This is a genomic window from Fuscovulum sp. (genome assembly GCA_035192965.1).
Classification (GTDB): domain Bacteria; phylum Pseudomonadota; class Alphaproteobacteria; order Rhodobacterales; family Rhodobacteraceae; genus Paragemmobacter.
The window spans coordinates 281,109-307,267 of the sequence record CP136571.1; the positions used below are offsets into that span (position 1 = coordinate 281,109).

Below are 26,159 nucleotides of genomic sequence, written 5' to 3' on the forward strand. Positions count from 1 at the left end.
AGTTAAATTGATCAGATCAGATGAAGCGGTTCCAGAGGTTTTCCAGCCGTTCCTGACGGCCGGATTTCGGTTCGGGGTTCAATCCCTTGGCCGTGACCACCGCTGCGGCATCCTCGAGTGACCCGGTCAGCAGGGCCTTTGCATCGGCCTTTTCCCAACCGGCGTAGCGGTCGGCGCGGGCCTTTTCCAGCGCCCCATCCGACAGCAACGCGGCGGCGGATTTGAGCGCGCGGGCGCAGGTATCCATGCCACCGACATGGGCGAGGATGAGATCTTCGGGATCAAGCGACTGGCGGCGGATCTTGGCGTCGAAGTTCGTGCCGCCAGTGGTATAGCCGCCAGCGCGCAGGATTTCGTAGAAGGCCAGCGCCTTTTCCGCATGGTTGTTCGGGAACTGGTCAGTGTCCCAGCCAGACTGGTAATCGTTCCGGTTCATGTCGATGGAACCGAAGATGCCCAGTGCCGCGGCGGTCGCAATCTCATGTTCGAAACTGTGGCCCGCGAGGATGGCGTGACCCTGTTCAATGTTCACCTTCACCTCATGCTCAAGCCCGAACTGAACGAGGAAGCCGTAGACCGTGGCCACGTCGTAATCATACTGATGCTTGGATGGTTCCTGGGGTTTCGGTTCGATCAGGATCGCGCCCTTGAAGCCGATCTTGTGTTTGTATTCCACGACCTGTTGCAGGAAGCGGCCAGCATGTTCGCGTTCGGCCTTCAGGTCTGTGTTCAGCAACGTCTCATAGCCTTCGCGCCCGCCCCAGAGGACGTAGTTCGCGCCGCCCAGTTTGTGCGTGGCGTCCATATTGGCCTTCACGGTGGCGGCGGCATAGGCATAGACATCGGGATCGGGGTTCGTCGCAGCACCCGACATCCAGCGGCGGTGGCTGAACATGTTGGCGGTACCCCAGAGGAGCTGGGTCTTGTGGGAAGACTGCTTCTCCCCCAGGTAATCGACGATTTCATCCAGATTGCGCTTTGACTCGGCGAAGGTGGCGCCTTCGGGGCGGACGTCGGCATCGTGGAAGCAATAGAAGGGCGCGCCGAGGATATCGAACATTTCGAACGCCACATCGGCCTTGAGTTTCGCCAGCGCCATGGTGTCACCGAACCAGGGGCGATCAAAGGTCTGACCACCAAAGGGGTCGCCGCCCGGCCATGCAAAGCTGTGCCAATAGGCGATGGCAAAGCGCATATGCTCTTCCATCCGCTTGCCCAGAAGAACTTCATCCGGGTTGTAATGCTGGAAGGCGAATTCGTTGGTGCTGGAAGGCCCCTCATACTTGATCTGGGGGATGCCTTTGAAGAAGTCGGTCATGTCAGTCCTCGGATGGCGGATTGCGCGGCGCGATAGCGGGCATGGCCCACGTCGAAAGCGGCGGTCAGGCTGCGGTCAGGGTCGATGCTGCGCGCGATGGGGGGAAGGGTGGCAATCTCTGCCCCTGCCCCGGTGGCGGCCATGAGGCCAAGGCGCGCTGCGCCAAAAGCCCCGCCGAAATCACCCGCGACGGGCAAATGAACGGGGATGTCCAACGCGGTGGCGATGGCACGGAGCCAATAGTCAGAGCGCGAGCCACCGCCAACAGCAAGGAGCCGGTCGATCCGCGTGCCCGTGGCGGCCAGCGCGTCGCGGCTGTCGCGGATGGCGAAGGTTACGCCTTCCAGCACGGCGCGGGTGGCGGCGGTGCGGTCAGTCGCATGTTCAAGACCGATGAAGGCACCCCGGATGGCGGCATCGTTCAGCGGCGTGCGTTCGCCGCCGAGATAGGGCAGGAACAGTGTCTTGGTGGGCGCGTGCAGATCGGTCAGCGCGCCGGTCAGATTGGCGGCAGTTTCGCCCACCAGTCCCGCATACCAGTTCAGCGCGTCGGTGGCGGCAAGGATAACCCCCATCTGGTGCCACGTGTTGGGCAGCGCGTGGCAGAAGGTATGCACGGCAGTTTCCGGTGCGGGCTGATACCCGTCATTCGCAGCAAACAGCACGCCCGAGGTGCCAAGCGAGACAAAGGCATCGCCCGCCTTCACCACGCCGACGCCCACGCCAGAGGCGGCATTGTCGCCACCCCCACCCGCGATGACCACGCCCTTCGGTAAGCCCCAGCGCGACGACAGGGCAGCGCGAAGGCTGCCCGAAACCGCGGACCCTTCGACAAGGCGGGGCATGTTGGCACGGGTCAGGCCAGTAGCGGCGAGGCAATCATCCGACCAATCTCGCTTGCCGGTATCCAGCCAGCTTGTTCCTGCGGCATCGGACATTTCGGCGACATGTTCACCGGTCAGCCACAGGCGCAGGTAGTCCTTGGGCAGCAGGACGCGCGCCACCTTTTCCCAGATGCGGGGTTCGTGACGGCGCACCCAAAGCAATTTCGGCGCGGTAAAGCCGGGAAAGACGATGTTGCCGGTCACGCGCCGGAACATCGGATCATCGTCAAGCTCGGCCGCCTCCTCATGGCTGCGGGTATCGTTCCACAGGATGCAGGCACGCAGCACCTCATCCGAGGCATCCAGCAGCGTAGCCCCGTGCATCTGGCCCGAAAGGCCTATGGCGCGGACCTTGGACAGACCATGTGCCGACAGCGCATCCATCACGCTTTCCGCGGCGGCGATCCAGGCAGCAGGGGATTGTTCCGACCAGCCTTCATGCGGGCGGGCGACGGTGAGGGGGGCGCTGGCCTCGGCCAGCACCGCCTGCGCATCGTCGATCAGCACGCCCTTGAGGCCGGACGTGCCGAGGTCGAGGCCGATATACATTACGCAGCCTTTGCCGGTTTCTTGCCAAGGATGATCATCGACAGGATGTCTTCGTCGGTCACTTCATCGACATTGACCGTTCCGACAAGCTGACCGTTCTTCATCACGGAGGCCCGATCGCACAGCTTCATCACGTTGTGGATGTCATGTTCGATCAGGAAAATGCCCAGACCCTGCGCCTTAAGCTCTTGGATCAATTCCGACACCATCTGCGTCTCATGCGGCCCAAGCGCGGCAGTGGGTTCGTCCATGATCAGGATCTTGGCGTTGAAATACACGGCACGCGCGATGGCGACCGACTGGCGTTGACCGCCCGACAGCGCGCTGACCGGGACGCCGAACTTGCGGAAGTTCGGGTTCAGGCGACCCATGATCTTGCGCGTTTCGGCCTCCATCGCGGATTCGTTCACGAACCCCATGGAGTTCACCAATTCGCGACCAAGGAACAGGTTCGAGGCGGCATCAAGGTTATCTGCCAGAGCGAGCGTCTGATAGATCGTCTCGATGTTCTGGGCGCGGGCGTCGCGGGGATTGTTGATCTCCACCTCTTGGCCATTGATCAGGATCTGGCCTGCATCGGCCTTGTAGGCCCCCGACAGGCATTTGATCAGCGTCGACTTGCCCGCGCCGTTATGGCCCAAAAGGCCCACGACTTCGCCGGGGAAGAGGTCGACCGTGACGTGATCGACGGCCTTGATCCCACCGAACGAGATCGAGATGTCACGCAGTTCGACGAGCGGGGTTCCGGTTCTGTCTACCATGATCTTGGCCCCTTCACTTGATGCGCTTGCGGTAAAGAATGTCGAGATAGACGGCGAGGACGAGCGCGATACCGATCACGATGCGCTGGTACGACCCATCGCCAAAGCCGATCAGCACCATGCCGGTTTGCAGCGAGGTCAGGATCAGCGCGCCGATGATGGCGCCGTAGATCGTGCCGACCCCCCCCGCCAGCGACGTGCCGCCGACAACGGCTGCAGCGATGACGTAAAGTTCGTCCAGGTTGCCCATGGCATTGGTGGCGCTGTTCTGACGGGCCGCGCCGATGACGGCAGCGATCCCGGCAAGTCCGCCCATCAGGGTGAATATCTTCACCGTCATGGCGCGGGTGTTGATGCCCGACAGGGCCGCCGCTTCGGGGTTGCCGCCGATCGCAAAAACATAGCGACCAAAGCGGGTGCGGGTCATCAGGATGGTCATGAAGATGGCGACCGCGATCAGGATCAGCACCGGATAAGCAAAACCATGGCCAAAGGTGGCGCAGACATCGGTATAGATCGTGTCGTTGTCCTGTGCGCAGGCGGGAAGCTCCTGACCCAGATCGGTGTAGTATTTCGCGATGTTGCCGCGCGGCCAGATGTAGGAATTCACCATTGCCGTCGCGCCGATGATGACGGCGCAAATCAGGCCGATCACAAAGGTTTCGGCCCAGACGGGGCGCAGGGCAAAGCCGTGCAGGCGGCGGGATTTGCGGCCGCTGATGAAGGCCCAGACGACAAAGACACAGGCGATGACACCAAAGATCCAGCTGCCGGTCCGGCCAAGCGCCCCGAAGGAGCCGCCGCCGATCAGCGCGAAGGTTTCATCCAGCGGCGCGATCGTCTTGCCACCGGCCACAAGGAAGGCCGCCCCGCGCCAGACAAGCAGGCCGCCCAGCGTAACGATGAAGGACGGAATGTTCATGAAGGCGATCAGAACACCCTGAAACGCCCCGATCAGCGCCCCCATGGCGATGCCGAAGATCACCGTGATGATCCAGATGGACGGATGGCCAAGGCCCAGCGCCGGCGTCAGGTATTCAACCTGAAGCAGGCCCATATACATGCCGACCATGCCCATGATCGACCCGACCGACAGGTCGATGTTCCGCGTGATGATGACCAGCACCATCCCGGTAGCCATGATCCCGATATAGGACGTCTGGACGGACAGATTCCACAGGTTGCGCGGCGTGAGGAAGCCGTTTGCTTCGGCCTGGCTTGCGCCCAGCAGCATCGATGGACGGCCAAGGACGAGGGCCGAGTATGCTTCGAAAGCCACCCAGATCAGCAGCAGCGCCCCGACCATACCCAGAAGGCGCGGATCGATCTCTGTCGTACGCAGGAAACGGGCGACCGCACTTTCATTGGGTGGATGGGGAATCGGGGAATGGGGAGTGTCGGTCATGTCCTCGTCCAGCCTGAGAGGGAAATTCGGTTGCGTGGGCACTGCGCGCAGAAAAGCACGCCTCTGGATCACCCCAGCCCGGGGCAATCGGCCACCCGCCATGAAAGAAAACCGGCGCCACCCTTGGCAGGTGGCGCCGGAAGATCAGCCTAGATCACTGGCAAGCAGCGACGCCTTCCATGGCGCCTTCGCAAGCCTGTTCTTTGGTGATGTGGCCGGCGTCGATCGCCAGGTTCAGCGTGTCCTTGGTGATCGGGGTCGGGTTCAGAAGGATTGCGTTCATTTCAACGCCCTTCTCGCCGCCCGAGAACTTGGTCGCGCCCGGGATGGCGTCCAGCGCGGTGCCGTCAGCCATGGCCGAGGCGATTTCGCCAGCGGCTTTGCCGAGGTCACGTGCGTTCTTCCACACCGAAACGGTCTGGGTGCCACGTGCCACGCGGTTGATCGCGGCGAGGTCGCCGTCCTGACCACCCAGCGGAACGTTCAGGCCCTGAGCTGCCAGAGCGGCAGCAGCACCACCGGCCATGCCGTCGTTCTGCGACAGAACGGCGTCAACGGCGTTGTTGTTGGCGGTGAGGATCTGTTCCATGTTCTTCTGGGCGTTCTCGGGCTTCCAGCCGTCCGAGTTCGCTTCGCCGACGATCACGATGTCGCCCGAGGCAACAGCGGCGCCGATCACTTCTTCCATGCCCTGACGCAGGAAGCCGACGTTCGGGTCACCCGGGTCGCCCTTGATGATCGCGTAGTTGCCCTTCGGGGCCACAGCGAAAACCGACTCGGCGATGATGCGGCCCACGCCGACGTTGTCGAACGTCAGGTAGAAGGTGCGTGCATCTTCGATCAGGCGGTCATAGCCGACGACCGGGATACCTTCGGCAGCGGCCTTTTCGATGGCCGGAGCGATGGCGTCCTTGTCCCATGCATTGATGATCAGCGCGTCAACACCCTGTGCGATCAGCGCGTCGATGTCGGACAGCTGCTTTTCAGCAGACGACTGGGCATCGGCCGAGATGTATTCGTTGCCAGCGGCTTCGATGGCGGCCTTCATTGCGGCTTCGTCGATCTTCCAACGCTCTTCCTGGAACTGAGCCCAGGACACGCCGATCTTCTTGCCTTCTGCCAGAGCGGCAGACGAGAAACCTGTCACTGCCATGACGGCAGCGAGAATTGCGATACGCATTATTATCCTCCCTATGGATGCGGCCAGCGTATGGCCGGTACGACGGATTCGTCGGCACGCTGGAAAATAGGCGGGAATAATTTCAGTTGTCAAAATAAATTTGATCGTCAAATCTGACGCTGCCTAGGAAACTGGCGATTTCATGCGGCAGTGCAGCAATTATCGGGATGTCCGCAAAGAATATGGCAGGCATTCTGCCCGTTTTTAGTTTGGAGACCAAATAAATGCACCTGAAGGGGCAGATGGACGATGGCGGAGAGGGGCGCAGGGGCTGTGGCCCGCTGATCCCGCCGCTTTCCGATACGCTGCGCCCGCTTCGCCAGCAGGTGTTCGAACGGGTGCGCGCGGCGGGGCTGATTCCCAGGGTGCAGGTGGCCAAGGACCTGGGGGTGAGCCCGGCATCGGTGACCACGATCACACAGGAACTGATCGAGGCAGGGCTGATCGAAGAGGTCGCCGCCCCACGCGATCTGGATCAGGGGCGGGGGCGGCCTGCGGTGTCGCTGGGGGTGCGCGCAAATGCGCATCGCGTGGCCGGAATGAAGCTGTCCGACCGGGAACATACGGCGGTTATCGTTGATTTTGCTGGGAATTTGATCGCCGATGACGTGATCCCTCGCCGGCCAGGGCCGATGGCGCTGGCCGATATTCTGGCTGCAATTGAAACCTTGCTGGACCGGGTCTGTGCCAAGGCGGGGATCGCGCGCAGCCAGCTTTCGGCGGTGGGGATCGGCGTGCCGGGCTTTGTGGATTCGGTCGCGGGCATGGTGATGTGGTCATCCGTGCTGACCGAACGGGCGGTGCCTTTGGCCGCGGCGGCGCAGGCGCGGCTGAACCTTCCTGTCACCGTCGACAACGATGCCAATCTGGTGACGCTGGCGGAATTGTGGTTCGGGGCGGGGCGGGGTTTGGCGGATTTCGCGGTGGTCACCATCGAGCATGGGGTGGGGATGGGATATGTCATCAACCACCGAATTTACCGCGGTGCTCAAGGACTTGGCATGGAATTGGGGCATACCAAGGTGCAGTTGGATGGCGCCTTGTGCCGCTGCGGGCAGCGGGGGTGTCTGGAGGCCTATATCGCCGACTATGCGCTGGCGCGCGAGGCGACCACGGCGTTGAACTGGACGCATCGCGAGGGGCAGTCGATCAGCGTTTTGCTGGAAAGCCTGTATGACCATGCCAAGGCCGGGAACACGGCGGCGCGGTCGATCTTTCGCCGGGCGGGGCGCTATCTGGCGGTTGGATTATCCAATGTTATCAATCTGTTCGACCCAGCGCTGATCATCCTGTCGGGCGAACGGATGCGCTATGATTACCTTTATGCGCAAGAGACCCTGGCCGAGATGGAGATGCTGGCGATCCAGACCGGACGCCCGCGCCCGCCAATTGAAATTCACGCTTGGGGTGATCTTTTGTGGGCGCATGGGGCGGCGGCGCTGGCACTGTCTTTCGTAAGCGAAGGGCTGCTCGTGCCGGTGCGGGAAATCGCGGCACAATAGCGAAATTGGCGTGCAGCAGCCGGTGCAGACGGCTGTGCAGACAGCTGTGCATACGCAGCGAACGGCAGGGAACGATTTCATTAACTGCGCGTTCATTACGGCATCGGACCGCGCACCAGAACGTGACCTGATTCGGCGGCGGATTTCGGCGGTGGTCAGGCGCGGGTCATTGCGCCGGGATGGTTAGGTTGCGATAGTCACATTCATTGATCCTGGAGGTTGCCTTGCCGCCCTTTTCCATCCGGCCCCTGCGCCGCTGCTGCGGGGTGGCGCTGTTCGCGCTTGTGACCCTTGGCGGGCAGTCCGTGGCGCTGGAGCGGCTGGAATTCCGGACACCGGGCGCATCGGAAGATCTGGCGGCATCACTGCGGGGGGCATCCCTGCTGGCGGCATCGGAACTGGATGGTCAGACGAATGCACAGGATCTGTTTGCCGCGGCGCGGGCGGAATATGGCGCGCTGCTGGGCGCGCTTTATGCCAAGGGGCATTACTCTGGCGTGATCAACATCCGGATCGACGGCCGCGAGGCCGCGTCGATTGCACCGCTGGATGCACCGGGGCGGATCGACGTGATCGAGGTGACAGTACAGCCGGGGCCGGCCTTTCGCCTGTCACGGGCGGATATTGCGCCGCTGGCCCGGGGAACAGAACTGCCTGAGGGGTTTGCGATCGGGCAACCCGCCTTTTCCAACGTGGTGCGCGAGGCGGCGGTGGCGGGGGTTTCCGGCTGGCGCGACCAGGGCCATGCCAAGGCGGCAGTGGCCGGGCAAGAAGTGACGGCCAATCATCGTGATGCCACCCTGTCGGCGCAGGTTGCGCTGGAACCGGGGCCGCGCCTGCGCTTTGGCGCGATGACGGTTGAGGGCGCCGAGCGGATGCGGGTGCGCCGCGTGATCAAGATTGCCGGATTGCCAGAGGGTGAGGTGTTTTCACCTGCCGAACTGGAACGCGCGGCAAACCGGTTGCGGCGGACGGGCGTGTTCAAATCGGTGGCCATGACCGAGGGGGACGTGCTGTCGCCCGATCTGTTGCCGATCACCGCGACGGTGGTGGAGGAAAAACCGCGCCGCTACAGTTTCGGGGCCGAGATTGCGAGCCAGGACGGGCTGGCGCTGACGGGATACTGGCTGCATCGCAATTTGCTGGGCGGCGGGGAAAGGCTGCGCATTGATGGCGAGGTGACGAATATCGGCGCGCAGAACAGCGGGATCGATTATTCGCTGGGCTTTACAATCGAACGCCCTGCGACACTGACCCCGGATACAACGGTCGGCTTTGGCGCAGAGATCGGCCATCTGGACGAAGAAGACTACTTTGCCGATGTGGCGACCGCCGGGGTAAAGGTGACGCATTACTTTACCGATGCACTGACCGGGCGGCTGGCGCTGGATTACGAATATGCCAATGGCCGCGATGAGGTGAGCGATTTCCTGTTTCGCAACGTGTCCATCCCCATCGGGGTGACGTGGGACCGTCGAAACGACAAGGCGAATGCGACATCGGGGTTCTATCTGGATGCCGAGGTGAAGCCCTTCTTCGGCTTTGGCACCACAGGCAGCGGCACGCGGACCAAGGTGGATGCGCGGGGCTATCTGGGCCTTGGCGCGGAGGACCGTTTCGTTCTGGCGGGACGGTTCCAACTGGGCGCGGTGATCGGGTCCGGTCTGCTGGAAACGCCGCGGGATGACCTGTTCTATAGCGGCGGGGGCGGGACGGTGCGGGGGCAGCCCTATCAATCGCTGGGCGTGAACGTGGCGCGGGGGCTGTTGTCGCCCAAGATCGGGGCCACGCATTTCATCGGAACGCAGCTTGAGGCGCGCGCGATGGTGACGGACCGGATCGGGGTGGTCGGGTTCTTTGATGCAGGCCGTGTGGATGTGGGCGAGTTTTTCAGCGGGCCGGGGGATTGGCATTCGGGCGCGGGCCTGGGCATCCGCTATGACACGGGGTTCGGGCCGATCCGGCTGGATGTGGCAACGCCGGTGGGCGGGACCACGGGCGATGGCGTGCAGATTTACGTGGGTCTGGGGCAGGCATTCTGATGCGGATATGGCCCACCCTTGCGATCTGCTGCCTTCCCCTTGCCGCCGTGGCACAGGACGATGACCGGGGATATCTGACCGCGCTGCTGGAGGACAATCTTTCCGGGGCGGGGCGGTCGGTGGTGATTACCGGGTTTGCCGGGGCGCTGTCATCGCAGGCGACGATTGAGCGGCTGACAATCGCGGATGATGCGGGCGTCTGGCTGACGCTGGAAGGGGTGCGGCTGGATTGGAGCCGGTCTGCGCTGCTGCGCGGCGTGGTGGATGTGACCGAGCTTTCGGCGCAGGAAATTGTGCTGGAGCGGATTCCGCAGGCAGGGGACGCCGCGCCGTCGCCCGAGGCGGGGAGCTTCACCCTACCCGAATTGCCGGTTTCCATCAGCATCGGACGGCTGGCGGCGGACCGCATCGTGCTGGGCGAGGCCGTACTGGGCGAAGCGCTGGAAGCGCGGCTGGAGGCATCGGCAGAGCTGGCCGATGGCGAGGGGCGAACGGACCTGCTGCTGGAACGCAGCGATGACGGGCCTGCAGGGCGGCTGGACCTGAGCGCGGCGTTTACAAATGCCACTGGGCAATTCGTGCTGGACCTTGTGGCCGAGGAAGAGGCGGGCGGGATCGCGGTATCCAAGCTGGGGATACCGGGTGCGCCTGCGGCGCGGCTGTCGGTGCAGGGGGTTGCGCCGATCAGCGATTTCGCGGCATCGGTCGGGCTGGTGACGGATGGGCAGGAGCGGCTGGCCGGAACGGTGCAGCTGATCGGGTCTGACGACGGGTCGCAGGGGTTTGACGTTGATCTGACGGGTGATCTGGCGCCGCTGTGGATGCCGGAGTATCGCGACTTTTTCGGGGATCAGATTGCGTTGAAGGCCTCCGGGGACCGGTCGCCCGAAGGGGTGTTGCGGCTGCGGTCCTTTGCGATGGATGCGCAGGCGATTGATCTGTCGGGGACAGCGACGCTGGCCGCGGATGGGTTGCCGCTGGCCTTTGATGTGAATGGCAGGATCGGGTTGGAGAGCGGCGCGCCAGTGCTGCTGCCGCTTTCGGGCGAAGATCAGACGCGGGTGCAATCGGTGCTGCTGGACGTCGCTTATGACAAGGTGGCGGGCGAAGGTTGGACCGGGGATGTTGTCATCGACGGGCTGGACCGGGCGGGGCTGAAGGCGGATCGGCTGGCGCTGGACGGGGCGGGGCGCATCTGGCGGCGCGATGGCGTGGCGAATGTGGGCGCAACATTGGATTTCGCGGCGAGCGGGCTGCTGCCGGATGATCCGGCGCTGGCGCAGGCCGTGGGCGCGAACCTTGGCGGGCAGGTGATCCTGTCCTGGCAGCAAGGGGGCGATGGGCTGCGGCTGCCGCGGATCGTGCTGGAGGGCGAAGATTACGGGCTGACGGGGCGCGCGCTGATCGAGGGGCTGGAGGCGGCGCTGACCGTTTCAGGCGTGGCGCGGGCGCGGGTGGATGATCTGGCGCGGTTCTCGGGTCTTGCCGGGCGGCCCTTGGCGGGGGCGGCGGGGCTGGAGGTGACGGGGAGCGCGAGCCCGCTGACCGGGGCGTTCGACGTTGAGGCGAACCTGATCGGCACAGATGTGGCGGTGGCGCAGGCGGAACTGGACCGGTTGCTGAAGGGATCGTCGCGGATCGCGCTGTCAGCGGCCCGGACAGAAACGGGGACGGTCCTGCGCGACCTGACCGTGGCGGCACAGAGCCTGACGGCAAAGGCCAGCGGGACGGTAAGCAGCGGGCAAAGCGATCTGTCGGCGCGGGTGGATTTTGCCGATCTGTCGGTGATGGGCGGGGGCTATCGCGGGGCGTTTCTGGGGGACGTGCGGTTTACCGGGGCGGCGGCGGATGGGCGGGTGACGTTGCAGGGCAACGCGCGCGATCTGGCCATCGGGCAGGCCGAGGCAGACAGGCTGCTGCGCGGGCAGACGGCGCTGTCTGCCGATCTGTCGGTGGCGGGTGGGCGGATGGTGCTGAATTCCGCGCTGGTGGAGAACCCGCAGGTGCGGGTGGCGGCCGATGGCACGGCTGAGGGCGCGGCACGGCGGATCAACGTCAATGCGCGGCTGGCTGATCTGGCGCTGTTGCTGCCCGATTTCGCGGGACCGCTGACGATAAGCGGTACGGCGGCGGATGACGGGCAGGGGTTTGACCTGAACCTGCGTGGTCAGGGACCGGGCGGGATTGATGCGCAGGTGGTGGGGCGCGTGCGGGGCGATGGCACCGCGGCGAACCTGACGATCAGCGGTGCGGCGCAGGCGGGGCTGGCCAATGCGTTCCTGTCGGGGCGGCTGATTTCGGGGCCGGTGCGGTTTGACCTTGGGGTGAACGGGCCTTTGGCGCTGTCATCGCTGTCGGGGCGGGTGGCGTTGACCGGGGGGCGGATCGCCGATCCGGGGCTGGCCTTTGCCTTGGAGGGTGTGGCGCTGACCGCCGATCTGGCGGGAAGTCGGGCGCAGATTTCGGGCGGCGGGGCCCTGTCGAGCGGCGGGCGCGTGGATGTAGGCGGCGGCGTTGGCTTGGCTGCGCCTTTTGAGGCCGATCTGCGGATCGGGCTGCGCAATGCGGTGCTGCGCGATCCGCAACTGTTTCAGACCACGGCGAATGGCGAAGTGACAATCCGGGGGCCGTTGACCGGGGGTGGCGCGATTGGCGGGCAGATCACGCTGTCCGAGACCGAAGTGCAGATCCCGTCAACCGGGATGGGCGGGGCATCGGACCTTGTCGATTTGCAGCATGTGAACGAAGCGGCCGAGGTGCGGGCCACGCGGGCGCGGGCCGGGCTGTTGGGGATGGGCGAGTCTGGCGGCGGCGGTGGTGGCGCGCGGCCCTTTGCGATTGACCTGCTGATATCCGCGCCGTCACAGATTTATGTGCGCGGGCGCGGGCTGGATGCGGAACTGGGCGGCCAGTTGCGGCTGGGCGGGTCCACTGCGGCTGTGGTGCCTGCGGGTTCGTTTGAACTGATCCGGGGGCGGTTGAACATTCTGGGCAAGCGGCTGGATCTGGGTGAGGCGACGCTGACCTTGCAGGGGAATTTCGTGCCGGTTGTGGCGGTATCTGCGTCGACCGAGAGCGATGGGATCACCAGTTTCATCCGCATCGATGGCCCCGCGAATGAACCGGTGGTGAGTTTCCAATCCACCCCGCAACTGCCCGAGGAGGAGGTGTTGTCGCGCCTGCTGTTCGGACGCGGGATCGAAACGCTGTCGGTGTTGCAGGCGGCGCAACTGGCCAATGCGGTGGCCACGCTGGCCGGGCGCGGCGGGGTGGGCATCATCGGGCGGTTGCGGCAGGGGTTCGGGCTGGACGATCTGGATGTGCAGACCGGGGCCGATGGCGGGGCCACGGTGCGGGCGGGGAAATACCTGTCAGAAAACGTCTATACCGAGGTGGAGGTGGATGATCAGGGGCAGAGCCAGATCAACCTGAACCTTGATGTGACAGACTCGGTCACCATTCGCGGACGGGCCGGATCGGCGGGCGAAACGGGGTTGGGCATCTATTTCGAGAAGGATTACTGATCCCGCGCCATTGCCTTGCGTTTGGCATGCGAGGCATCGACGGCGGCACCCAGAAGGATCGCGTAGCCCGACAGATAGAGCCAGACCAACAGCGCTGCGACCGCCCCGATAGAGCCGTAAATGCGGTTATAGGTATCGAAATTCGCCAGATAGATCACCAGCCCGCGTGAGGCGGCGATCCAGATGATGACGGCGACCACGATCCCGCGCGTAAACAGGCGATGTTCCAGTTTCCGGTTCAGGCCAAGGCGATAGATTAGCGCGACGCCAATCACCACGATCATCAGGCTGAGGAAAAGCTGCAACGCCTCGAGCGCGGCGGTGGTGAAACCGCCCAGCGGCAGGAATGACAGCGCCAAAGGCCCCACGACGGCGGCCAACAGGCCAGCGATGGCAAGACCCACCATCACCAGCGTCAGCACGATCGCGCGGAAGTAATGGCGCATACCAGCGCGGTTGGGCAGACCGTGGATGGCGTTCAACCCCCGGATCAGGGCAGCGGCCGAGGCGCGCGCCGTCCAGAGGGCAAGAAAAAGCGATACGAAGGTTGCCAGACCCAGCCCGCCCGGGGGGCCGGCGAGGATGGATTCGATCTGGTCCGAGATCAGCAACCACGCGTCGGGGGGAAGATAATCGCGCGCGAGTTCCAGTTCCTGTCGGATCAAGGTGGCGTCGGAAAAGCTGCCCCAGATGGCGATGACGGCGGCGGCCGCGGGGAAAATGGCCAGAAAACCATAGAAGGCGATGCCCGCGGCGATAAGATCAAGCTCTCGCTCATCCGAGAGGTGCCAGAGGTCTTTGAGGATGACGGGGATATTGGGGATGGGCATGGGGGGAGTGTAGGCGGGGAATGGTGCTTTGTGTAGGGCCGGGTTTGGATCGGCGTTCGCAATCAAGGCCACCCCGCCCCGGGCTTGACCCGGGGCTTCTTGGGATGGTGGCAGCTTAGGTTTCGGGTGAGGTCCCGGGTCAAGCCCGGGACGGGGTCTTTCTTTTCTATTGTTGCACGGGCCTATGGCGTTTCGGGACAGGCAAAGTCGAGAAACCACGTGCCATGTATACCATAAGGGCGTGAGTGCGGGATCGCATCGTCCGAGACGTCGTTTGGAAGGCCGCAATAGGATTTGATGGCCCGAAGCATTCGGCGTTCGGGAACCTTGGCATTGTTGGAATAGAAGAACGTCCGTGCTGTCCTGTGGTCAGCGGGAAAGGCGAGATTTTGGACGGTGCGGTCTACGATGTCTACGCTGGCACAAGCTGGAAGAATGAGGATCGAAATCAGCAGCAGTCGGTTCATGCCCGACCTACTCTTCTTCCAGCCGTGTCCGCATCTCGCGCAGGACGGGCAGCACGGCGCGGACGCGATCCGCGCCGAGGGCCTGCACCACTTCGGCGATCAGGGGGGCGACCGCCTGAACGGCGGCGTCGCGGGCGGCGCGTCCGGCAGGGCTGATGGCCACGAATTTGCGGCGGGCGTCATCCCAATCGGGGCGGATATGGACGTGACCCGCCCATTCCAGCCGGGACAGTGTGTTGGTCATCGCGCCACGCGTGACGTGGAAGGCGCGGGCAAGCTGGGCGGGGGTGCGTTCGTCGCTGACGCGGGCGAGGTGGTTGAGCACGCCGAAATGGGACAGTTCCATCCCCTTTGGCAGCACCTTGGAAATACGGTTGCGGGCAAGCTGATCGGTCATGAACAGCTCGCCGAACAGGGCGACGGCGATGTCTTCGGTTTTTTCGTCCGTCGCGCGGGGGGTCATGGATCGGGGCCCGATTCTGGCCCGGTGAAATCGCGGTCATGCGACAGCGAGGGGATGCGATCACGGGCGCGTGCGACCTCGGCCAGGTCAAGATCGGCGAAGGTGATGCCGGGCTCGGTGCCTGCGTCGGACAGGATTTCGCCCCAGGGCGCGATGGCAAGGCTGTGGCCATGGGTGCGGCGGCCTTTGCCATCCTGTTCCGGGTGGAACCCGGTTTGCGCGGGGGCAAGGACATAGCAGCCGGTTTCAATCGCGCGGGCGCGTAGCAGGGTTTCCCAATGCGCGGCGCCGGTGATGTGGTTGAAGGCGGCGGGAACGGTCAGAATCTCGGCCCCCGCCTTGGCGAGGCGGCGGTAAAGATGGGGGAAGCGGATATCGTAGCAGACGGTCATGCCGATGCGGCCAAAGGGCGTGTCGGCCATTACGGCCTGCGTGCCGGGGCGGTAGCCGGAGGATTCGCGATACACCTCGGTTTCCGAGACGTTCACATCGAACATGTGGATCTTGTCATAGCGGGCGGCGATGCTGCCATCGGGGCCGATCAGGAAAGAGCGGTTGGCAAAGCGGCCGTCCGTATCCTGTGTGAGCAGACCGAGCGAGCCGATCAACAGCCAGATGCCCGCCCGCGCGGCCTCATCCCGCAGGGCGGCGAGGGTGGGGTCGGTGGTTTCGGGGTGGAAAAGCTGGCGCTGGCGGGCGCGATTGGAGGACAGCGCGTTGGTACATTCCGGCGTGAGGACAAAGCCCGCGCCGCCCGCAGCAGCGGCCCGGACCAGCGCCACGGTTTCCGGCAGGTTCTCCGCCGGATCATCAGAGACGGTAAGCTGGACCAGACCTGCGCGCATCAGGCCAGCATCGGATCGAGTTTGCCGGCATGGTCGAGCGCGTGGATATCATCGCAGCCGCCGACATGGGTGCCGCCGATGAAGATTTGCGGCACGGTGTGGCTGCCCCCGGCGCGGGCGGTCATCTTGCTGCGCAGGGTGGGATCGCGGCTGACGTCGATTTCGGTGAAGTCGACACCCTTTTTGGTGAGCAGCCGTTTGGCGGCGTGGCAATAGGGGCAGGTGGGGGTGGTGTAGATCTCGACTGGTTTCACGGGATGCATCCTTGGCGGCGTTGGGCCGAACTATAGGGATTTAAGCATCCTTCGCAACGCGGGCCAGCACGCAGACGGATACCCGCGTTGCGCCTGCGGCAAGGCAGGCCTCGGCACAGGCGGCAAGAGTGGCACCGCTGGTCATGACATCATCAATCAAAAGAACATCGCGCCCCTGTATCTGCGCCTTGTGGCGGGTATGGGTGCGAATCGCGCCGGTGACGTTGCGAAAGCGGCCGTCGCGGTCGCGGCCATCCTGCGTGGGGGTGCGGCGGGGGCGGATCAGCAGATCGGGGATGTGGTCAAGTGACGCAAGCCGGGCAAAGGCAGCGGAGACAAGGGCGGATTGGTTATAGCGGCGGCGCAGCAGGCGGAGCCAGTGCAGCGGGACCGGGGCCACGATCATGCCGGGGCGCAGGATCGGCGCGGCGGCGCGGTGCATCCAGCGCGCGGCGGGGGTCGCAAGATCGCTGCGGTCACCATGTTTCAGCGCCAGCACGAATTTGCGGCCATTGTCGCGATAGAGCAGCGCGGCGCGCCCCTGATCCCAGGGGCGGGCGAGGGTGAGGCAATCATCGCAATGGACGGCGCCCGCATCTTCGCCCGGAAGCGGCGTGCCGCAGCCATCGCAGACCAACCCCGCGATGAAGGGCGTGTCGCGCCAACAGGCGGGGCAGAGCGCGAAATCGGTTTCCACATGCGCGCCGCAGGACAGGCATTGCGGCGGGTAGATCAGCCGGAGCAGCGCTTGCATTCCATCCCCCGCTTGCCCATGTTCCGCGCCATGCAGACACCGCCCCTTTTGACCGACCGCATTGCCCTGCACCGCAACCGCGCCCGTGCCGAGCGAGCGGCGCTGTTCCTGCATGAGGAAGTGGCGCTTGAGGTGCAGGAGAGACTCGCTGAGGTTAACAAGGCGTTTACGGATGTGGCTCTGATCACGCCTTTTTCGGATGCGTGGTCACTGGCCGGCGCGAAGCAGGTGCCGGATGATGAGGTGCTGGATCTGCAAGCCGGCAGTCACGATCTGGTGATTCACGCGCTGGCGCTGCATTGGGCGAATGATCCGGTGGGGCAATTGGTGCAGTGCCGCAGGGCGCTGAGGCCGGATGGGCTTTTCCTTGGGTTTCTGTTCGGCGGGCAGACATTGGCGGAATTGCGGGCCTGTCTGGCGCAGGCCGAGGCCGAAGTGACGGGCGGCCTGTCGCCGCGCGTGCTGCCGATGGCCGAGATCCGCGATCTGGGTGGGCTGTTGCAGCGGGCGGGGTTTGCGCTGCCCGTGGCGGACAGTTTCACGAAAACGGTGACTTATGCCGATTTCGGGCGGTTGCTGCGCGATCTGCGCGCGATGGGCGAGGGAAATGCGCTGGCTGCGCGGTTGCGCAGGCCAACGGGGCGGGCCGTCTTTGCCCGCGCGGCAGAGCTATACGCTGCCCACCACAGCCTGCCGGACGGGCGATTGACCGCAACCTTCGAGATCATCGGGCTGACAGGTTGGGCCCCGCATGAAAGCCAGCAAAAGCCGCTGCGTCCGGGTTCAGCGGTGCAGAGCCTTGCCGATGCGCTGGCCACGCGCGAGATGCCGCTGCCGGATACTGAACCGAACGGTTGACCGGGGCGTATAAGCCTATATGTCCCGGCGCTGGGAACAGAAATTCAAGGAAAACCGCGATGCTGGATGCCAAGGCTCTGAACACGGGTGTTGCCCATGGGGACGCGAGCCATGCCATGATCGCCCCGGGACAGGGCCGCCTTGCCCATGCGCCGGCTGACCATCCGCCGGTACGGCGGGCCAAGATCGGTGTGCTGGTGGCCAATCTGGGGACGCCGGACAATTATGACTATTGGTCGATGCGGCGCTATCTGAACGAGTTCCTGTCGGACAAGCGCGTGGTCGATTATTCGGCCTGGATCTGGCAGCCGCTGCTGCAATTGGTGATCCTGACGAAGCGGCCGTTTTCATCGGGCGCGAATTACAAGCTGATCTGGAACCATGAGCGGAACGAGAGCCCGCTGCTGACGATCACCAAGGATCAGACGCGCAAGATCGCCGAAAGCATGGCGGCCAAGCATGGCGACGGGATCATGGTGGATTTCTGCATGCGCTATGGCAATCCATCGACCGAATCCAAGGTGCGCGCGATGGTCGAGGCGGGGTGCGAGAAGATTTTGTTCTTCCCGCTGTATCCGCATTACGCCGGGGCCACATCCGCCACTGCAAATGACCAGTTCTTTCGCGCGTTGATGAAGGAAAAGCGCCAGCCTTCGGTGCGGACGGTGCCAGAATATTTCGAGCATCCCGCCTATATCGAGGCTTTGGCGCAATCGGTGGAAAAGGCCTATGCGGCGCTGGACCACAAGCCCGATGTTCTGGTGGCGTCCTATCACGGGATGCCGAAGCGCTATCTGATGGAGGGCGACCCCTATCACTGCCAATGTGCCAAAACCTCGCGTCTGGTGCGGGAGCGGCTGGGTTGGGAGAAGGGGTCGATCGACACGACGTTCCAGTCGGTGTTCGGGCCCGAGGAATGGCTGAAACCCTATACGGTGGAACATGTGGCCGAGCTGGCCAAGCAGGGAAAGAAGAAGATCGCGGTGATCGCGCCGGCGTTTTCGGCCGATTGCATTGAGACGCTGGAAGAGATCAACGGCGAGATTCGCGAAGCGTTCGAACATGCGGGCGGGGAAGAGTTTACCTATATCCCCTGCCTGAACGACGATGACGCGCATATTGATGCGCTGGTGGCCGTGATCGAGGAAAATCTGACGGGCTGGGTGCGCTGACGCGCTGCCCGGCCTATCGGCCGCGAAAAAGCCTGTTCAGAACAAACGAAAAGGGTCGGCGGATTGAACCACCGACCCTTTCCTGTTTCGTGATCCAGAGATCAGTTCGAGGCAGCAGCCGCGATGACCAGCAGGAGCAGCAGCGGAACAATGATGCCGCCAGCCGAGGACGACGTGTTCGCTTCAACAACTTCCGGTTCCATGACCGGTTCTGCCATGCCACCAGCGAAGGCGGTCGAGGCGGCAACCGTCAGAGCGGCAGCGAGCGCAAGTTTCTTCATATTAACCTCCAGTTATCGCATGACGCCGAATGTTGCAGAGGCGACGGCATGCACCCAAGATATACCTCGTGGCTTCTGTTAAGCAGCAACTCTTGAGGATTGCAACTTGCTGCTGGGGCAAAACGCGCCGTTGGGGCGCATTTCGTCAAATTAGCAACACCTGAGTGCCTACTTTTGTGAGGGCGAACAATTCCTGGATATGTTCGTTGTAGAGCCCGACGCAGCCATTGGACGACCGGCGGCCGATCTTGCGCGTGTCATGGGTGCCGTGGATGCGGTAATAGGTCCAGGACAGATAGAGCGCGTGGGTGCCGAGCGGGTTGTCGGGCGAGCCGCCTTCAACCACCTCGGGCCATTCGGGATTGCGTTCGCGCATGGCGGGGGTGGGCCGCCAAGACGGGGCCACGACCTTTTGCACCACTTCGGTCCGGCCACGACGGGTGAGGTCTTCGGACAGCGGGACGGATGTGGGGTAGAGTTTGTAGATCGACTGATCCTCGGACCAGAAATGCAGGGCGCGTGAGGTAAGGTCGACAAGGATCGCGCCGCCACGTGTGTTATCGAAATAACCCTGCCAATCCAGCATCCGGAAGCTGGAGGCATTGTTGCGGACGGAACTGGACGCGCCGGGCAGGATTTCGGTGGAGCCTTCCATGCCGAAAGCGGGCAGCGCAGCGGCGGCACCCAGAGCCGCAGCCGTACCGGCCACGAAGTTACGGCGGTTCAGTTGGAATTTCTTGTCGATGGTCATCTTCTGCTTGCCCCTTCAGGTTTTCACGCCGCGACGGCACCTTTTGTGTGGGAGATAGCGATTTTTCTGCAATTCAGCAAATCAAAGACACGTCAATCGGCAAAGGCGCGCGACTCTGTGATCAACTGGTGGGTTGCGTTTGAATTGGCGGGACGGTTTCGATACAGAGCAGAACAAAGAGCAGGCGCCTTGGCGCGACGGGGGCGAACGGGACGAATGAACAGACGTGTGATCCTGATGTTGGGCGGGGCGTCGGCCTTGTTGGCGGCCTGCGGGTCTTCGATAGGGGCGGGGCCGAGGCTGGGGCCGGACGGCAAGCCGTTGCCGCAGGTCTATAACACGGCGGCGCAAGGGGCGGGAACGATCGAGTTTCGGTTGCTGGATTCCGTGAATGCGCTGCGGTCGGCGCGGGGACTGCGGCCACTGACGCTGAACGCGCAGTTGAACGCAGCGGCGGCGACCCATGCGCGGGACATGTCGGTGCAAAACCGGCCCTGGCATTTCGGATCGGACGGGTCTTCGCCGTTGGAGCGGGTGCGGCGCGTGGGCTATACCGGCAAGCTGACGGGCGAGTTGATTTCCGAGACGTTCGAGACGGAGCTGGAAACGCTGGCGACCTGGATGCAGACACCCGACATGCGCAGCGTGGTGCTGGAACCGACGGCGACAGAAATGGGATTTGCCTGGTTTCAGGAACAGAACGGCAAGATCTGGTGGACGCTGGTCATGGGCAGTTCGGGATTTGCCTGACCGGGCCAAAATCGGGAAGCAGGGGGCCAATCGGCCCCCTTTTTCATGTGCAGGTCACGGCATGATGTGGATGACGGTGCCGGGTTCGACCATGGAATAGATGCGTTCCATTTCCTTGTTCGTCACCGCGATGCAGCCTTCGGTCCAGTCGCGCCGTGCGATGGGGCCGAGCGGGCCGCCATGGATGAAAATGTCGCCGCCCGGGGATTTTTCCTGTGCCTTGGCAAATTCGGCATCAGCCACGTTGGGGTAGGAAATGCCCAGCGACAGATGGAAACGCGAGCGGGGGTTCTTGTGCGTGATGTAATAGGCGCCTTCGGGCGTCTTGCCATCGCCTTCAAACTGCTTGTGCCCGTTCGGGGCAAAGCCAAGCGCGATGTCATAGGATTCCAGCACCCGGCCATTGTGCAGAAGATACATCTTGCGGGCGGCCTTGTGGACCTGAACCGAGGTCACCTCGGGGCCGTAATATTTGCGGAACTTGCCGCCGCCGCAGGCCGAAAGGCCCACTGCCAAAAGGATAATCAGAAATACCCGTACCAAACGCATGTGACTGCCCGCCTTGCCGTTTCTTGCCGTTATTTTTTCAAAGCGTTTAGAGCAATTTGGCCTGTCTGACTAGGCAGCCCTTTGACAGGGCCACTCACGGATCTGTCATCTGCTGAATCTTGCAGCAAGTTCGACATGGGATGACCAGCGAAACTGATCCACGACCTGCACCCAATCAAGCGCCCAACCCGCCTGCACCAACATACGTGCGTCGCGGGCAAAGGTGGCGGGGTTGCAGGAGACGGCGGCGATGACGGGCACCTTGCTGCGGGCGAGGGTGGCGAATTGCGCTTCGGCCCCTGCCCTTGGCGGGTCGATCACCACGGCGTCAATGCCTTTGAATTCATCGGGTTCCAGCGGGCGGCGGAACAGATCGCGGGTTTCGGTGACGATCTTTTTCAGGCCTTCGGTATTGCGCCACGCCTTTTCCAGCGCGGCGGTCATGGCGGCGTCGCCTTCGACCGCGTGCACCTCGGCCTGTTCGGCCAAGGGCAGGGCAAAGGTACCGCAGCCTGCGAACAGATCGGCGATGCGGCGCGCGGGGCCGATGGCATCGACCACGGCGGCGAGGAGGGCCGCTTCGCCCTGTTCGGTGGCCTGAAGAAAGGCGGCGGGGGGTGGCGCGACAAGGGCCTTGCCGAAGCGCTGCATTGGGGCGGCGCGCAGGGCGACGGTTTCGCCATTCCAAGTAAGGCGCGACAGGCCGTGCTGTTCGGCAAGGCGGGCGAGTTCAAGCTGAAGGCCCGACTCCAGCGGTTTGCCCCCGGTGACAGAGATATCAGGCCCGGCTAGGCTGCGCGTGACGGTCAGCGCAAGTTCGACGGTGCGCGAGCCGCCGAGGCGGGTGATCGCTTCGAGCACCGGGAAGGTGGCGATGATGTCAGGGTGGAGGAGTTGGCAGTTGGGGACCGGTATAATGAGATCCGACCCGCGGGCGTGAAAGCCCAGCAGCGCGCCACCCTTTGTCTTGCGCGCGGCAATCGTGGCGCGGCGGCGAGACCGAGGGGGCGAGGTGAGGGTGGGGCGGAAGGGCGCATCCAGCCCCTGCGCCGCCAAGGCACCGCGCACGATCCCCTGTTTCCAATCTTCGACAAAGGGATCGGAGGCGTGCTGCAACAGGCAACCGCCACAGGTGCGAGCGTGGGAGCAAGGGGGTTTCTTGCGGTCAGGCGAAGGGGTCAGGATACGGGCATCGGTCAGGTGATCGCCGATCAGCGTTCCCTGAACCTCTTCGCCCGGAAGCGCCTGCGAGACATAGGTCGGGCCATCGGGGCCTTTGGCGATGCCGTCGCCATGATGGCCCAGCCGTTCGATCAACAGGTTCACTCAGCCGCTTCCTTTTCATCGGTGCCGATGAAACCGCCGGATTGACGGTTCCAGTAGCGCGAATAGAGCCCGCCCTTGGCGAGCAGTTGGTCATGCGTGCCTTCTTCGACGATGCGGCCCGTGTCCAGCACGACGATGCGGTCCATCGCGGAAATCGTGGACAGGCGGTGCGCAATGGCGAGAACGGTCTTGCCCTGCATGACGCGACCCAGCGCCTCTTGGATATTTGCCTCAACCTCGGAATCGAGGGCAGAGGTGGCCTCATCCAGTACAAGGATGGGGGCATCCTTGAGGAAGGCGCGGGCAAGGGCGATACGCTGGCGCTGGCCGCCAGACAGTTTGACGCCGCGTTCGCCGAGGAAGGCGTCATAGCCTTTGCGGCCGTTGTGATCGATCATGTTGATGATGAAATCATGCGCCTCGGCGGCGCGGGCGGCGGCGATGATTTCCTCTTCGCTGGCACCGGGTTTGCCATAGGCGATGTTGTCGCGCGCCGAACGGTTGAACATCGCGGTTTCCTGCGTGACCATGCCGATCTGACTGCGCAGGGATTCCTGCGTGACGGTGCGGACATCCTGCCCATCGACCAGAACCCGGCCATTTTCGGTGTCATAGAGCCGCAGCAGGAGCGAGACGAGCGAAGATTTCCCCGCGCCCGAGGCCCCCACGATACCCAGCTTTTCACCCGCGCGGATGGACAGGTCGATGTCATTCACGCCGCCGCGTTCACGACCATAGGCAAAGGTGGCGTGGTCAAAGCGGATCTCGCCCCGGATCGGGGGCAAATCGCGCGCGTCCGTTGCATCGGCAAGGGCATGGGGGACGGCCAGGGTTTTCATGCCATCCTCAACTTCGCCCACCGAGGTGTAGATCGACATCAGGGTAAAGCTGACCCAGCCCGACATTTGCGCGATACGCATGGCGATGGCGCCAGAGGCGGCGATATCGCCGGCGGTGGAGAGGCCCTGCATCCACAAGAGCACCGCGCCGCCGATCAGCAGGACCGGCAGGATGCCGGCAATTGTCATCAGTGACAGGCGAAACCATGTGGAGATGACGCCGAATTCGAGGGAGCGGTCACGGAACACCTCCATCGATTTCAGGGCGACGCGATCTTCGAACGCGGCATGGGCGAAGAGCTTGACCGTCTTGATGTTGGTGATGGTGTCGACCACCTGACCCGACACCATTGCGCGGGCCGAGGCGCGGGCAGCGGAATTGACGCGCACGCGGGGCATGAAGAAGCGGATCAGCAGGACATAGGCCACCAGCCAGACAGCGAGCGCGATGGCGATGCGGTAGTCGATGACCAGCAGGAACACGACCGAGCCGATGACAGAGGCAAGGGCGAAACAGACGGTGTTGATGACTTCGGTCGCGACATCGGTGACGGCGCGGGCGGCCTGCATCTGTTTGGTGGCGATGCGACCTGCGAAATCGTTGTCAAAGAAGGTGACGGCCTGCCCCAGCGTCCAGCGGTGCAGGCGCGACAGCACCAAGGGCAGGACATTCGGGCCGACGATGATGGAGTTCGACGCCGACGACACGCCAAAGGCGATGGGGCGCAGGACCATGTAGAACAGGATGAAAACGGTGATCAGCGGCCAGTGATCGGCAAAGAACCGATCCGGGCCGGAGCCGATGGCCGCGTCGATCACCCAGCCAAGGATGAGGGCGGAGACGACTTCGGTGACGCCCGCGAGCGAGGACAGGATGCCCGCGATGATGAGCATGGGCCAAGACCCGCGCAGGGACCAGTTCATGAAGGCGCCAAGGCTGCGCGGGGGCGGGCCATCGGCGGGACGGAAGGCATCGATCATGCCACCCAGAGAGCGGGCAAGGTTCATTCGGCAGCCTCTTCTTCCAATCCGATGAAGCCGCCCGATTGGCGCGCCCAGAAACGGGCATATAGCCCGTTCTGCGCCAGAAGCGCGGCATGGGTGCCCTGTTCGGCGATATGGCCATCCTCGAGCACCACGATCCTGTCCATCGCGGCGATGGTGGACAGGCGGTGCGCGATGGCGATGACGGTCTTGCCCTGCATGACGCCATAGAGCGCGTCCTGAATGGCGGCCTCGGCCTCGGAATCCAGGGCCGATGTCGCCTCATCCAGGATCAGGATGGGCGCATCCTTGAGGATGACGCGGGCAAGGGCCACGCGCTGGCGCTGACCGCCCGACAGTTTCACGCCGCGTTCGCCGACATGGGCATCATAGCCGCGGCGACCCTGCGGGTCTTCGAGGGTGAGGATGAAATCATGCGCCTCGGCCCGGCGGGCGGCGGCGATCATCTCATCTTCCGTCGCATCGGGGCGGCCATAAAGGATGTTGTCACGCACCGATCGGTGCAGGAGCGAGCTATCCTGCTGCACCATGCCGATCTGGCGGCGGAGCGAGGATTGGGTGACGGTGGCGATATCCTGACCATCAATCAGGATGCGGCCTGATTCCGTGTCGTAGAAGCGCAGCATCAGCTTGACCAGCGTGGACTTGCCCGCGCCGGAGCGACCCACGACGCCGATTTTCTCACCCGGTCGGATCGTCAGGGACAGGTCTTGCAACCCGCCCGAGCCACGGCCGTAATGGTGGCTGATCGACTGAAGGTCGATCTGGCCTTCGCGGAAATTCAGCGGCTTGGCACCCGGGACATCGACCAGAGTGATGGGTTGGGCGATGGTTTCCATGCCCTCTTGCACCACGCCCAGCGCCTGCACCAGCGATGAAAAGGCCCACATGATCCAGTAGGTCATGTTGTTCAGCCGCAGGACAAGCGCGGTGGCCGCAGCAACGGTGCCGACGGTGGCATTGCCCTGATACCACAGCAGGATGGCCCAACCGGTGATGGCCACGATCAGGAACCCGTTCAGGACCGTCAGCGCGAGATCCATCTTGGTGATGATGCGGCGTTCGATCAGAAAGGTTTGCCGCGCGGCTTCGATCGCGTCGCGGGCGTAATCCAGTTCGCGGGTGTCATGGGCGAAGAGCTTGACGGAATGGATGTTGGTATAGGCATCCACGATCCGGCCTGTGACAGCGGACCGCGCATCTGAGCTGGCCTTGGAGGCCGGGCCTGCGTGACGGATCGTCCACAGAACCAGAAAGGTGTAAAGCACCAACCAGACCAGCAGTGGCAGCAGAAGACGGGGGTCGGCATCGGCCAGCAGGATGCCCGCGCCAACCACGGTGACCGAGGCGAAGGCCACGGCATCAAAGGTCTGGAATACGGCATCGCCCGCGGCGAGCGGTGTCTGCATGATCCGGTTGGCGATGCGGCCTGCGAAATCGGATTCGAACCAGCCCACCGGTTGGCGGATCACGTGCGCGTGGGCCCGCCAGCGGATCATCGTGCCGAAATTGGGCAGGATGGCGTTGTGCAGCAGGGCGACACTGGCCACCAGCAAGATCGGACGAACGATCAAAATGGCCAGCCCGACCAGGATGATTTCGGTGCCATAGATTGCCCAAGCCTGTTGCGGGCCGTTGTCAGCCAAAAGATCGACCAGCCGCCCGACATACCAGATCAGCGCGACATCGGCGAAGGCGCTGATGACCGAGAGGACAGCCGTAATCGAAAAGACCATCCGGAAGGGGCGGATATAGTCTTTGAGAAATGGCCAGAGCCGCCGGGGCGGCGTATCGGTTTGCTCGTAAGGACCATAGGGGTCAACGAGGCCTTCGAAATAGCGAAACACGGG

General features: G+C 63.6%; 23 protein-coding genes. 6 read left to right on the top strand and 17 right to left on the bottom strand.

Annotated features, from left to right (window positions below):
* Positions 1–16 precede the first annotated feature (16 nt).
* The 5 genes from xylA to RSE12_01420 form a co-directional block, all read right to left on the bottom strand.
* Positions 17–1,318 (bottom strand): xylose isomerase, encoded by a 1,302-nt coding sequence (gene xylA / locus RSE12_01400; protein WRH63015.1) that lies wholly within the window; start codon positions 1,316–1,318, stop codon positions 17–19.
* Positions 1,315–2,751 (bottom strand): xylulokinase, encoded by a 1,437-nt coding sequence (gene xylB / locus RSE12_01405; protein WRH63016.1) that lies wholly within the window; start codon positions 2,749–2,751, stop codon positions 1,315–1,317. Before xylB ends, xylA begins: the two co-directional genes overlap by 4 nt.
* Positions 2,751–3,512: an ATP-binding cassette domain-containing protein gene (locus RSE12_01410; GenBank protein WRH63017.1), complete on the bottom strand. Its 762-nt coding sequence runs from the start codon at positions 3,510–3,512 to the stop codon at positions 2,751–2,753. The genes xylB and RSE12_01410 overlap by 1 nt, the downstream gene beginning before the upstream one ends.
* A gap of 13 nt (positions 3,513–3,525) precedes the next feature.
* Positions 3,526–4,917: a sugar ABC transporter permease gene (locus RSE12_01415; GenBank protein WRH63018.1), complete on the bottom strand. Its 1,392-nt coding sequence runs from the start codon at positions 4,915–4,917 to the stop codon at positions 3,526–3,528.
* 154 nt (positions 4,918–5,071) lie between these two features.
* Complete coding sequence (locus RSE12_01420) at positions 5,072–6,097, bottom strand: substrate-binding domain-containing protein (protein WRH64712.1); 1,026 nt, start codon at positions 6,095–6,097, stop codon at positions 5,072–5,074.
* A 224-nt stretch (positions 6,098–6,321) separates the two neighbouring features.
* Here RSE12_01420 and RSE12_01425 point away from each other — a divergent pair, with 224 nt between their 5' ends.
* The 3 genes from RSE12_01425 (at position 6,322) to RSE12_01435 (ending at position 13,165) form a co-directional block, all read left to right on the top strand.
* Positions 6,322–7,599, top strand: a complete 1,278-nt coding sequence (locus tag RSE12_01425) for an ROK family protein (GenBank protein WRH63019.1) — start codon at positions 6,322–6,324, stop codon at positions 7,597–7,599.
* A gap of 206 nt (positions 7,600–7,805) precedes the next feature.
* Positions 7,806–9,641 (top strand): autotransporter assembly complex family protein, encoded by a 1,836-nt coding sequence (locus tag RSE12_01430; GenBank protein ID WRH63020.1) that lies wholly within the window; start codon positions 7,806–7,808, stop codon positions 9,639–9,641.
* Positions 9,641–13,165: a translocation/assembly module TamB domain-containing protein gene (locus tag RSE12_01435; GenBank protein ID WRH63021.1), complete on the top strand. Its 3,525-nt coding sequence runs from the start codon at positions 9,641–9,643 to the stop codon at positions 13,163–13,165. Before RSE12_01430 ends, RSE12_01435 begins: the two co-directional genes overlap by 1 nt.
* Here the strand turns inward: RSE12_01435 and RSE12_01440 are convergent.
* The 6 genes from RSE12_01440 to RSE12_01465 all read right to left on the bottom strand — a co-directional run bounded on the left by RSE12_01440 (position 13,159) and on the right by RSE12_01465 (position 16,778).
* Positions 13,159–13,995, bottom strand: coding sequence for a YihY/virulence factor BrkB family protein (locus tag RSE12_01440; GenBank protein WRH63022.1), 837 nt, complete (start codon positions 13,993–13,995; stop codon positions 13,159–13,161). The genes RSE12_01435 and RSE12_01440 overlap by 7 nt on opposite strands.
* A gap of 182 nt (positions 13,996–14,177) precedes the next feature.
* Positions 14,178–14,462: a hypothetical protein gene (locus RSE12_01445; protein ID WRH63023.1), complete on the bottom strand. Its 285-nt coding sequence runs from the start codon at positions 14,460–14,462 to the stop codon at positions 14,178–14,180.
* A gap of 7 nt (positions 14,463–14,469) precedes the next feature.
* Positions 14,470–14,925, bottom strand: a complete 456-nt coding sequence (locus tag RSE12_01450; GenBank protein ID WRH63024.1) for a MarR family transcriptional regulator — start codon at positions 14,923–14,925, stop codon at positions 14,470–14,472.
* Complete coding sequence (locus RSE12_01455; GenBank protein WRH63025.1) at positions 14,922–15,770, bottom strand: carbon-nitrogen hydrolase family protein; 849 nt, start codon at positions 15,768–15,770, stop codon at positions 14,922–14,924. The genes RSE12_01450 and RSE12_01455 overlap by 4 nt, the downstream gene beginning before the upstream one ends.
* Complete coding sequence (gene grxC, locus RSE12_01460; protein WRH63026.1) at positions 15,770–16,024, bottom strand: glutaredoxin 3; 255 nt, start codon at positions 16,022–16,024, stop codon at positions 15,770–15,772. The genes RSE12_01455 and grxC overlap by 1 nt, the downstream gene beginning before the upstream one ends.
* Before the next feature lie 40 nt (positions 16,025–16,064).
* Entirely contained in the window at positions 16,065–16,778 is a 714-nt protein-coding gene (locus RSE12_01465) for a double zinc ribbon domain-containing protein (protein ID WRH63027.1), read from the bottom strand.
* A 30-nt stretch (positions 16,779–16,808) separates the two neighbouring features.
* On the opposite strand from RSE12_01465, the gene RSE12_01470 reads away from it, so the two are divergent.
* The gene (locus RSE12_01470) at positions 16,809–17,636 is read left to right on the top strand and encodes a methyltransferase domain-containing protein (GenBank protein WRH63028.1); all 828 of its coding nucleotides are present in this window, start codon (positions 16,809–16,811) and stop codon (positions 17,634–17,636) included.
* A 116-nt stretch (positions 17,637–17,752) separates the two neighbouring features.
* Positions 17,753–18,808, top strand: a complete 1,056-nt coding sequence (gene hemH, locus RSE12_01475; protein WRH64713.1) for a ferrochelatase — start codon at positions 17,753–17,755, stop codon at positions 18,806–18,808.
* Positions 18,809–18,909: 101 nt separating this feature from the next.
* On the opposite strand, the gene RSE12_01480 is transcribed toward hemH, so the two are convergent.
* Both RSE12_01480 and RSE12_01485 read right to left on the bottom strand, forming a co-directional pair.
* The gene (locus RSE12_01480) at positions 18,910–19,089 is read right to left on the bottom strand and encodes a hypothetical protein (protein WRH63029.1); all 180 of its coding nucleotides are present in this window, start codon (positions 19,087–19,089) and stop codon (positions 18,910–18,912) included.
* A gap of 145 nt (positions 19,090–19,234) precedes the next feature.
* Complete coding sequence (locus tag RSE12_01485) at positions 19,235–19,840, bottom strand: L,D-transpeptidase (GenBank protein WRH63030.1); 606 nt, start codon at positions 19,838–19,840, stop codon at positions 19,235–19,237.
* 216 nt (positions 19,841–20,056) lie between these two features.
* Between RSE12_01485 and RSE12_01490 the strand changes: the two genes are divergently transcribed.
* On the top strand, positions 20,057–20,590 hold the full coding sequence (locus RSE12_01490; protein ID WRH63031.1) for a CAP domain-containing protein: 534 nt from the start codon (positions 20,057–20,059) through the stop codon (positions 20,588–20,590).
* Between the two features lie 54 nt (positions 20,591–20,644).
* Here the strand turns inward: RSE12_01490 and RSE12_01495 are convergent, their stop codons facing one another.
* The 4 genes from RSE12_01495 to RSE12_01510 form a co-directional block, all read right to left on the bottom strand.
* Entirely contained in the window at positions 20,645–21,139 is a 495-nt protein-coding gene (locus RSE12_01495) for a L,D-transpeptidase family protein (GenBank protein WRH63032.1), read from the bottom strand.
* 105 nt (positions 21,140–21,244) lie between these two features.
* Entirely contained in the window at positions 21,245–22,465 is a 1,221-nt protein-coding gene (locus RSE12_01500; GenBank protein WRH63033.1) for a class I SAM-dependent RNA methyltransferase, read from the bottom strand.
* On the bottom strand, positions 22,462–24,312 hold the full coding sequence (locus RSE12_01505) for an ABC transporter ATP-binding protein (protein ID WRH63034.1): 1,851 nt from the start codon (positions 24,310–24,312) through the stop codon (positions 22,462–22,464). Before RSE12_01505 ends, RSE12_01500 begins: the two co-directional genes overlap by 4 nt.
* Complete coding sequence (locus RSE12_01510; protein ID WRH63035.1) at positions 24,309–26,156, bottom strand: ABC transporter ATP-binding protein; 1,848 nt, start codon at positions 26,154–26,156, stop codon at positions 24,309–24,311. The genes RSE12_01505 and RSE12_01510 overlap by 4 nt, the downstream gene beginning before the upstream one ends.
* Between the last annotated feature and the right edge of the window lie 3 nt (positions 26,157–26,159).

Coding starts and splice junctions, on each gene's coding strand:
- RSE12_01420 (WRH64712.1), bottom strand. CDS start 6,097: ATGCGTATCGCAATTCTCGCTGCCGTCATGGCAGTGACAGGTTTCTCG.
- hemH (WRH64713.1), top strand. CDS start 17,753: ATGATCGCCCCGGGACAGGGCCGCCTTGCCCATGCGCCGGCTGACCAT.
- RSE12_01470 (WRH63028.1), top strand. CDS start 16,809: ATGCAGACACCGCCCCTTTTGACCGACCGCATTGCCCTGCACCGCAAC.
- xylA (WRH63015.1), bottom strand. CDS start 1,318: ATGACCGACTTCTTCAAAGGCATCCCCCAGATCAAGTATGAGGGGCCT.
- RSE12_01415 (WRH63018.1), bottom strand. CDS start 4,917: ATGACCGACACTCCCCATTCCCCGATTCCCCATCCACCCAATGAAAGT.
- RSE12_01450 (WRH63024.1), bottom strand. CDS start 14,925: ATGACCCCCCGCGCGACGGACGAAAAAACCGAAGACATCGCCGTCGCC.
- RSE12_01490 (WRH63031.1), top strand. CDS start 20,057: ATGAACAGACGTGTGATCCTGATGTTGGGCGGGGCGTCGGCCTTGTTG.
- RSE12_01485 (WRH63030.1), bottom strand. CDS start 19,840: ATGACCATCGACAAGAAATTCCAACTGAACCGCCGTAACTTCGTGGCC.
- xylB (WRH63016.1), bottom strand. CDS start 2,751: ATGTATATCGGCCTCGACCTCGGCACGTCCGGCCTCAAGGGCGTGCTG.
- RSE12_01410 (WRH63017.1), bottom strand. CDS start 3,512: ATGGTAGACAGAACCGGAACCCCGCTCGTCGAACTGCGTGACATCTCG.
- RSE12_01480 (WRH63029.1), bottom strand. CDS start 19,089: ATGAAGAAACTTGCGCTCGCTGCCGCTCTGACGGTTGCCGCCTCGACC.
- RSE12_01435 (WRH63021.1), top strand. CDS start 9,641: ATGCGGATATGGCCCACCCTTGCGATCTGCTGCCTTCCCCTTGCCGCC.
- RSE12_01465 (WRH63027.1), bottom strand. CDS start 16,778: ATGCAAGCGCTGCTCCGGCTGATCTACCCGCCGCAATGCCTGTCCTGC.
- RSE12_01455 (WRH63025.1), bottom strand. CDS start 15,770: ATGCGCGCAGGTCTGGTCCAGCTTACCGTCTCTGATGATCCGGCGGAG.
- RSE12_01505 (WRH63034.1), bottom strand. CDS start 24,312: ATGAACCTTGCCCGCTCTCTGGGTGGCATGATCGATGCCTTCCGTCCC.
- RSE12_01445 (WRH63023.1), bottom strand. CDS start 14,462: ATGAACCGACTGCTGCTGATTTCGATCCTCATTCTTCCAGCTTGTGCC.
- RSE12_01495 (WRH63032.1), bottom strand. CDS start 21,139: ATGCGTTTGGTACGGGTATTTCTGATTATCCTTTTGGCAGTGGGCCTT.
- RSE12_01425 (WRH63019.1), top strand. CDS start 6,322: ATGCACCTGAAGGGGCAGATGGACGATGGCGGAGAGGGGCGCAGGGGC.
- RSE12_01440 (WRH63022.1), bottom strand. CDS start 13,995: ATGCCCATCCCCAATATCCCCGTCATCCTCAAAGACCTCTGGCACCTC.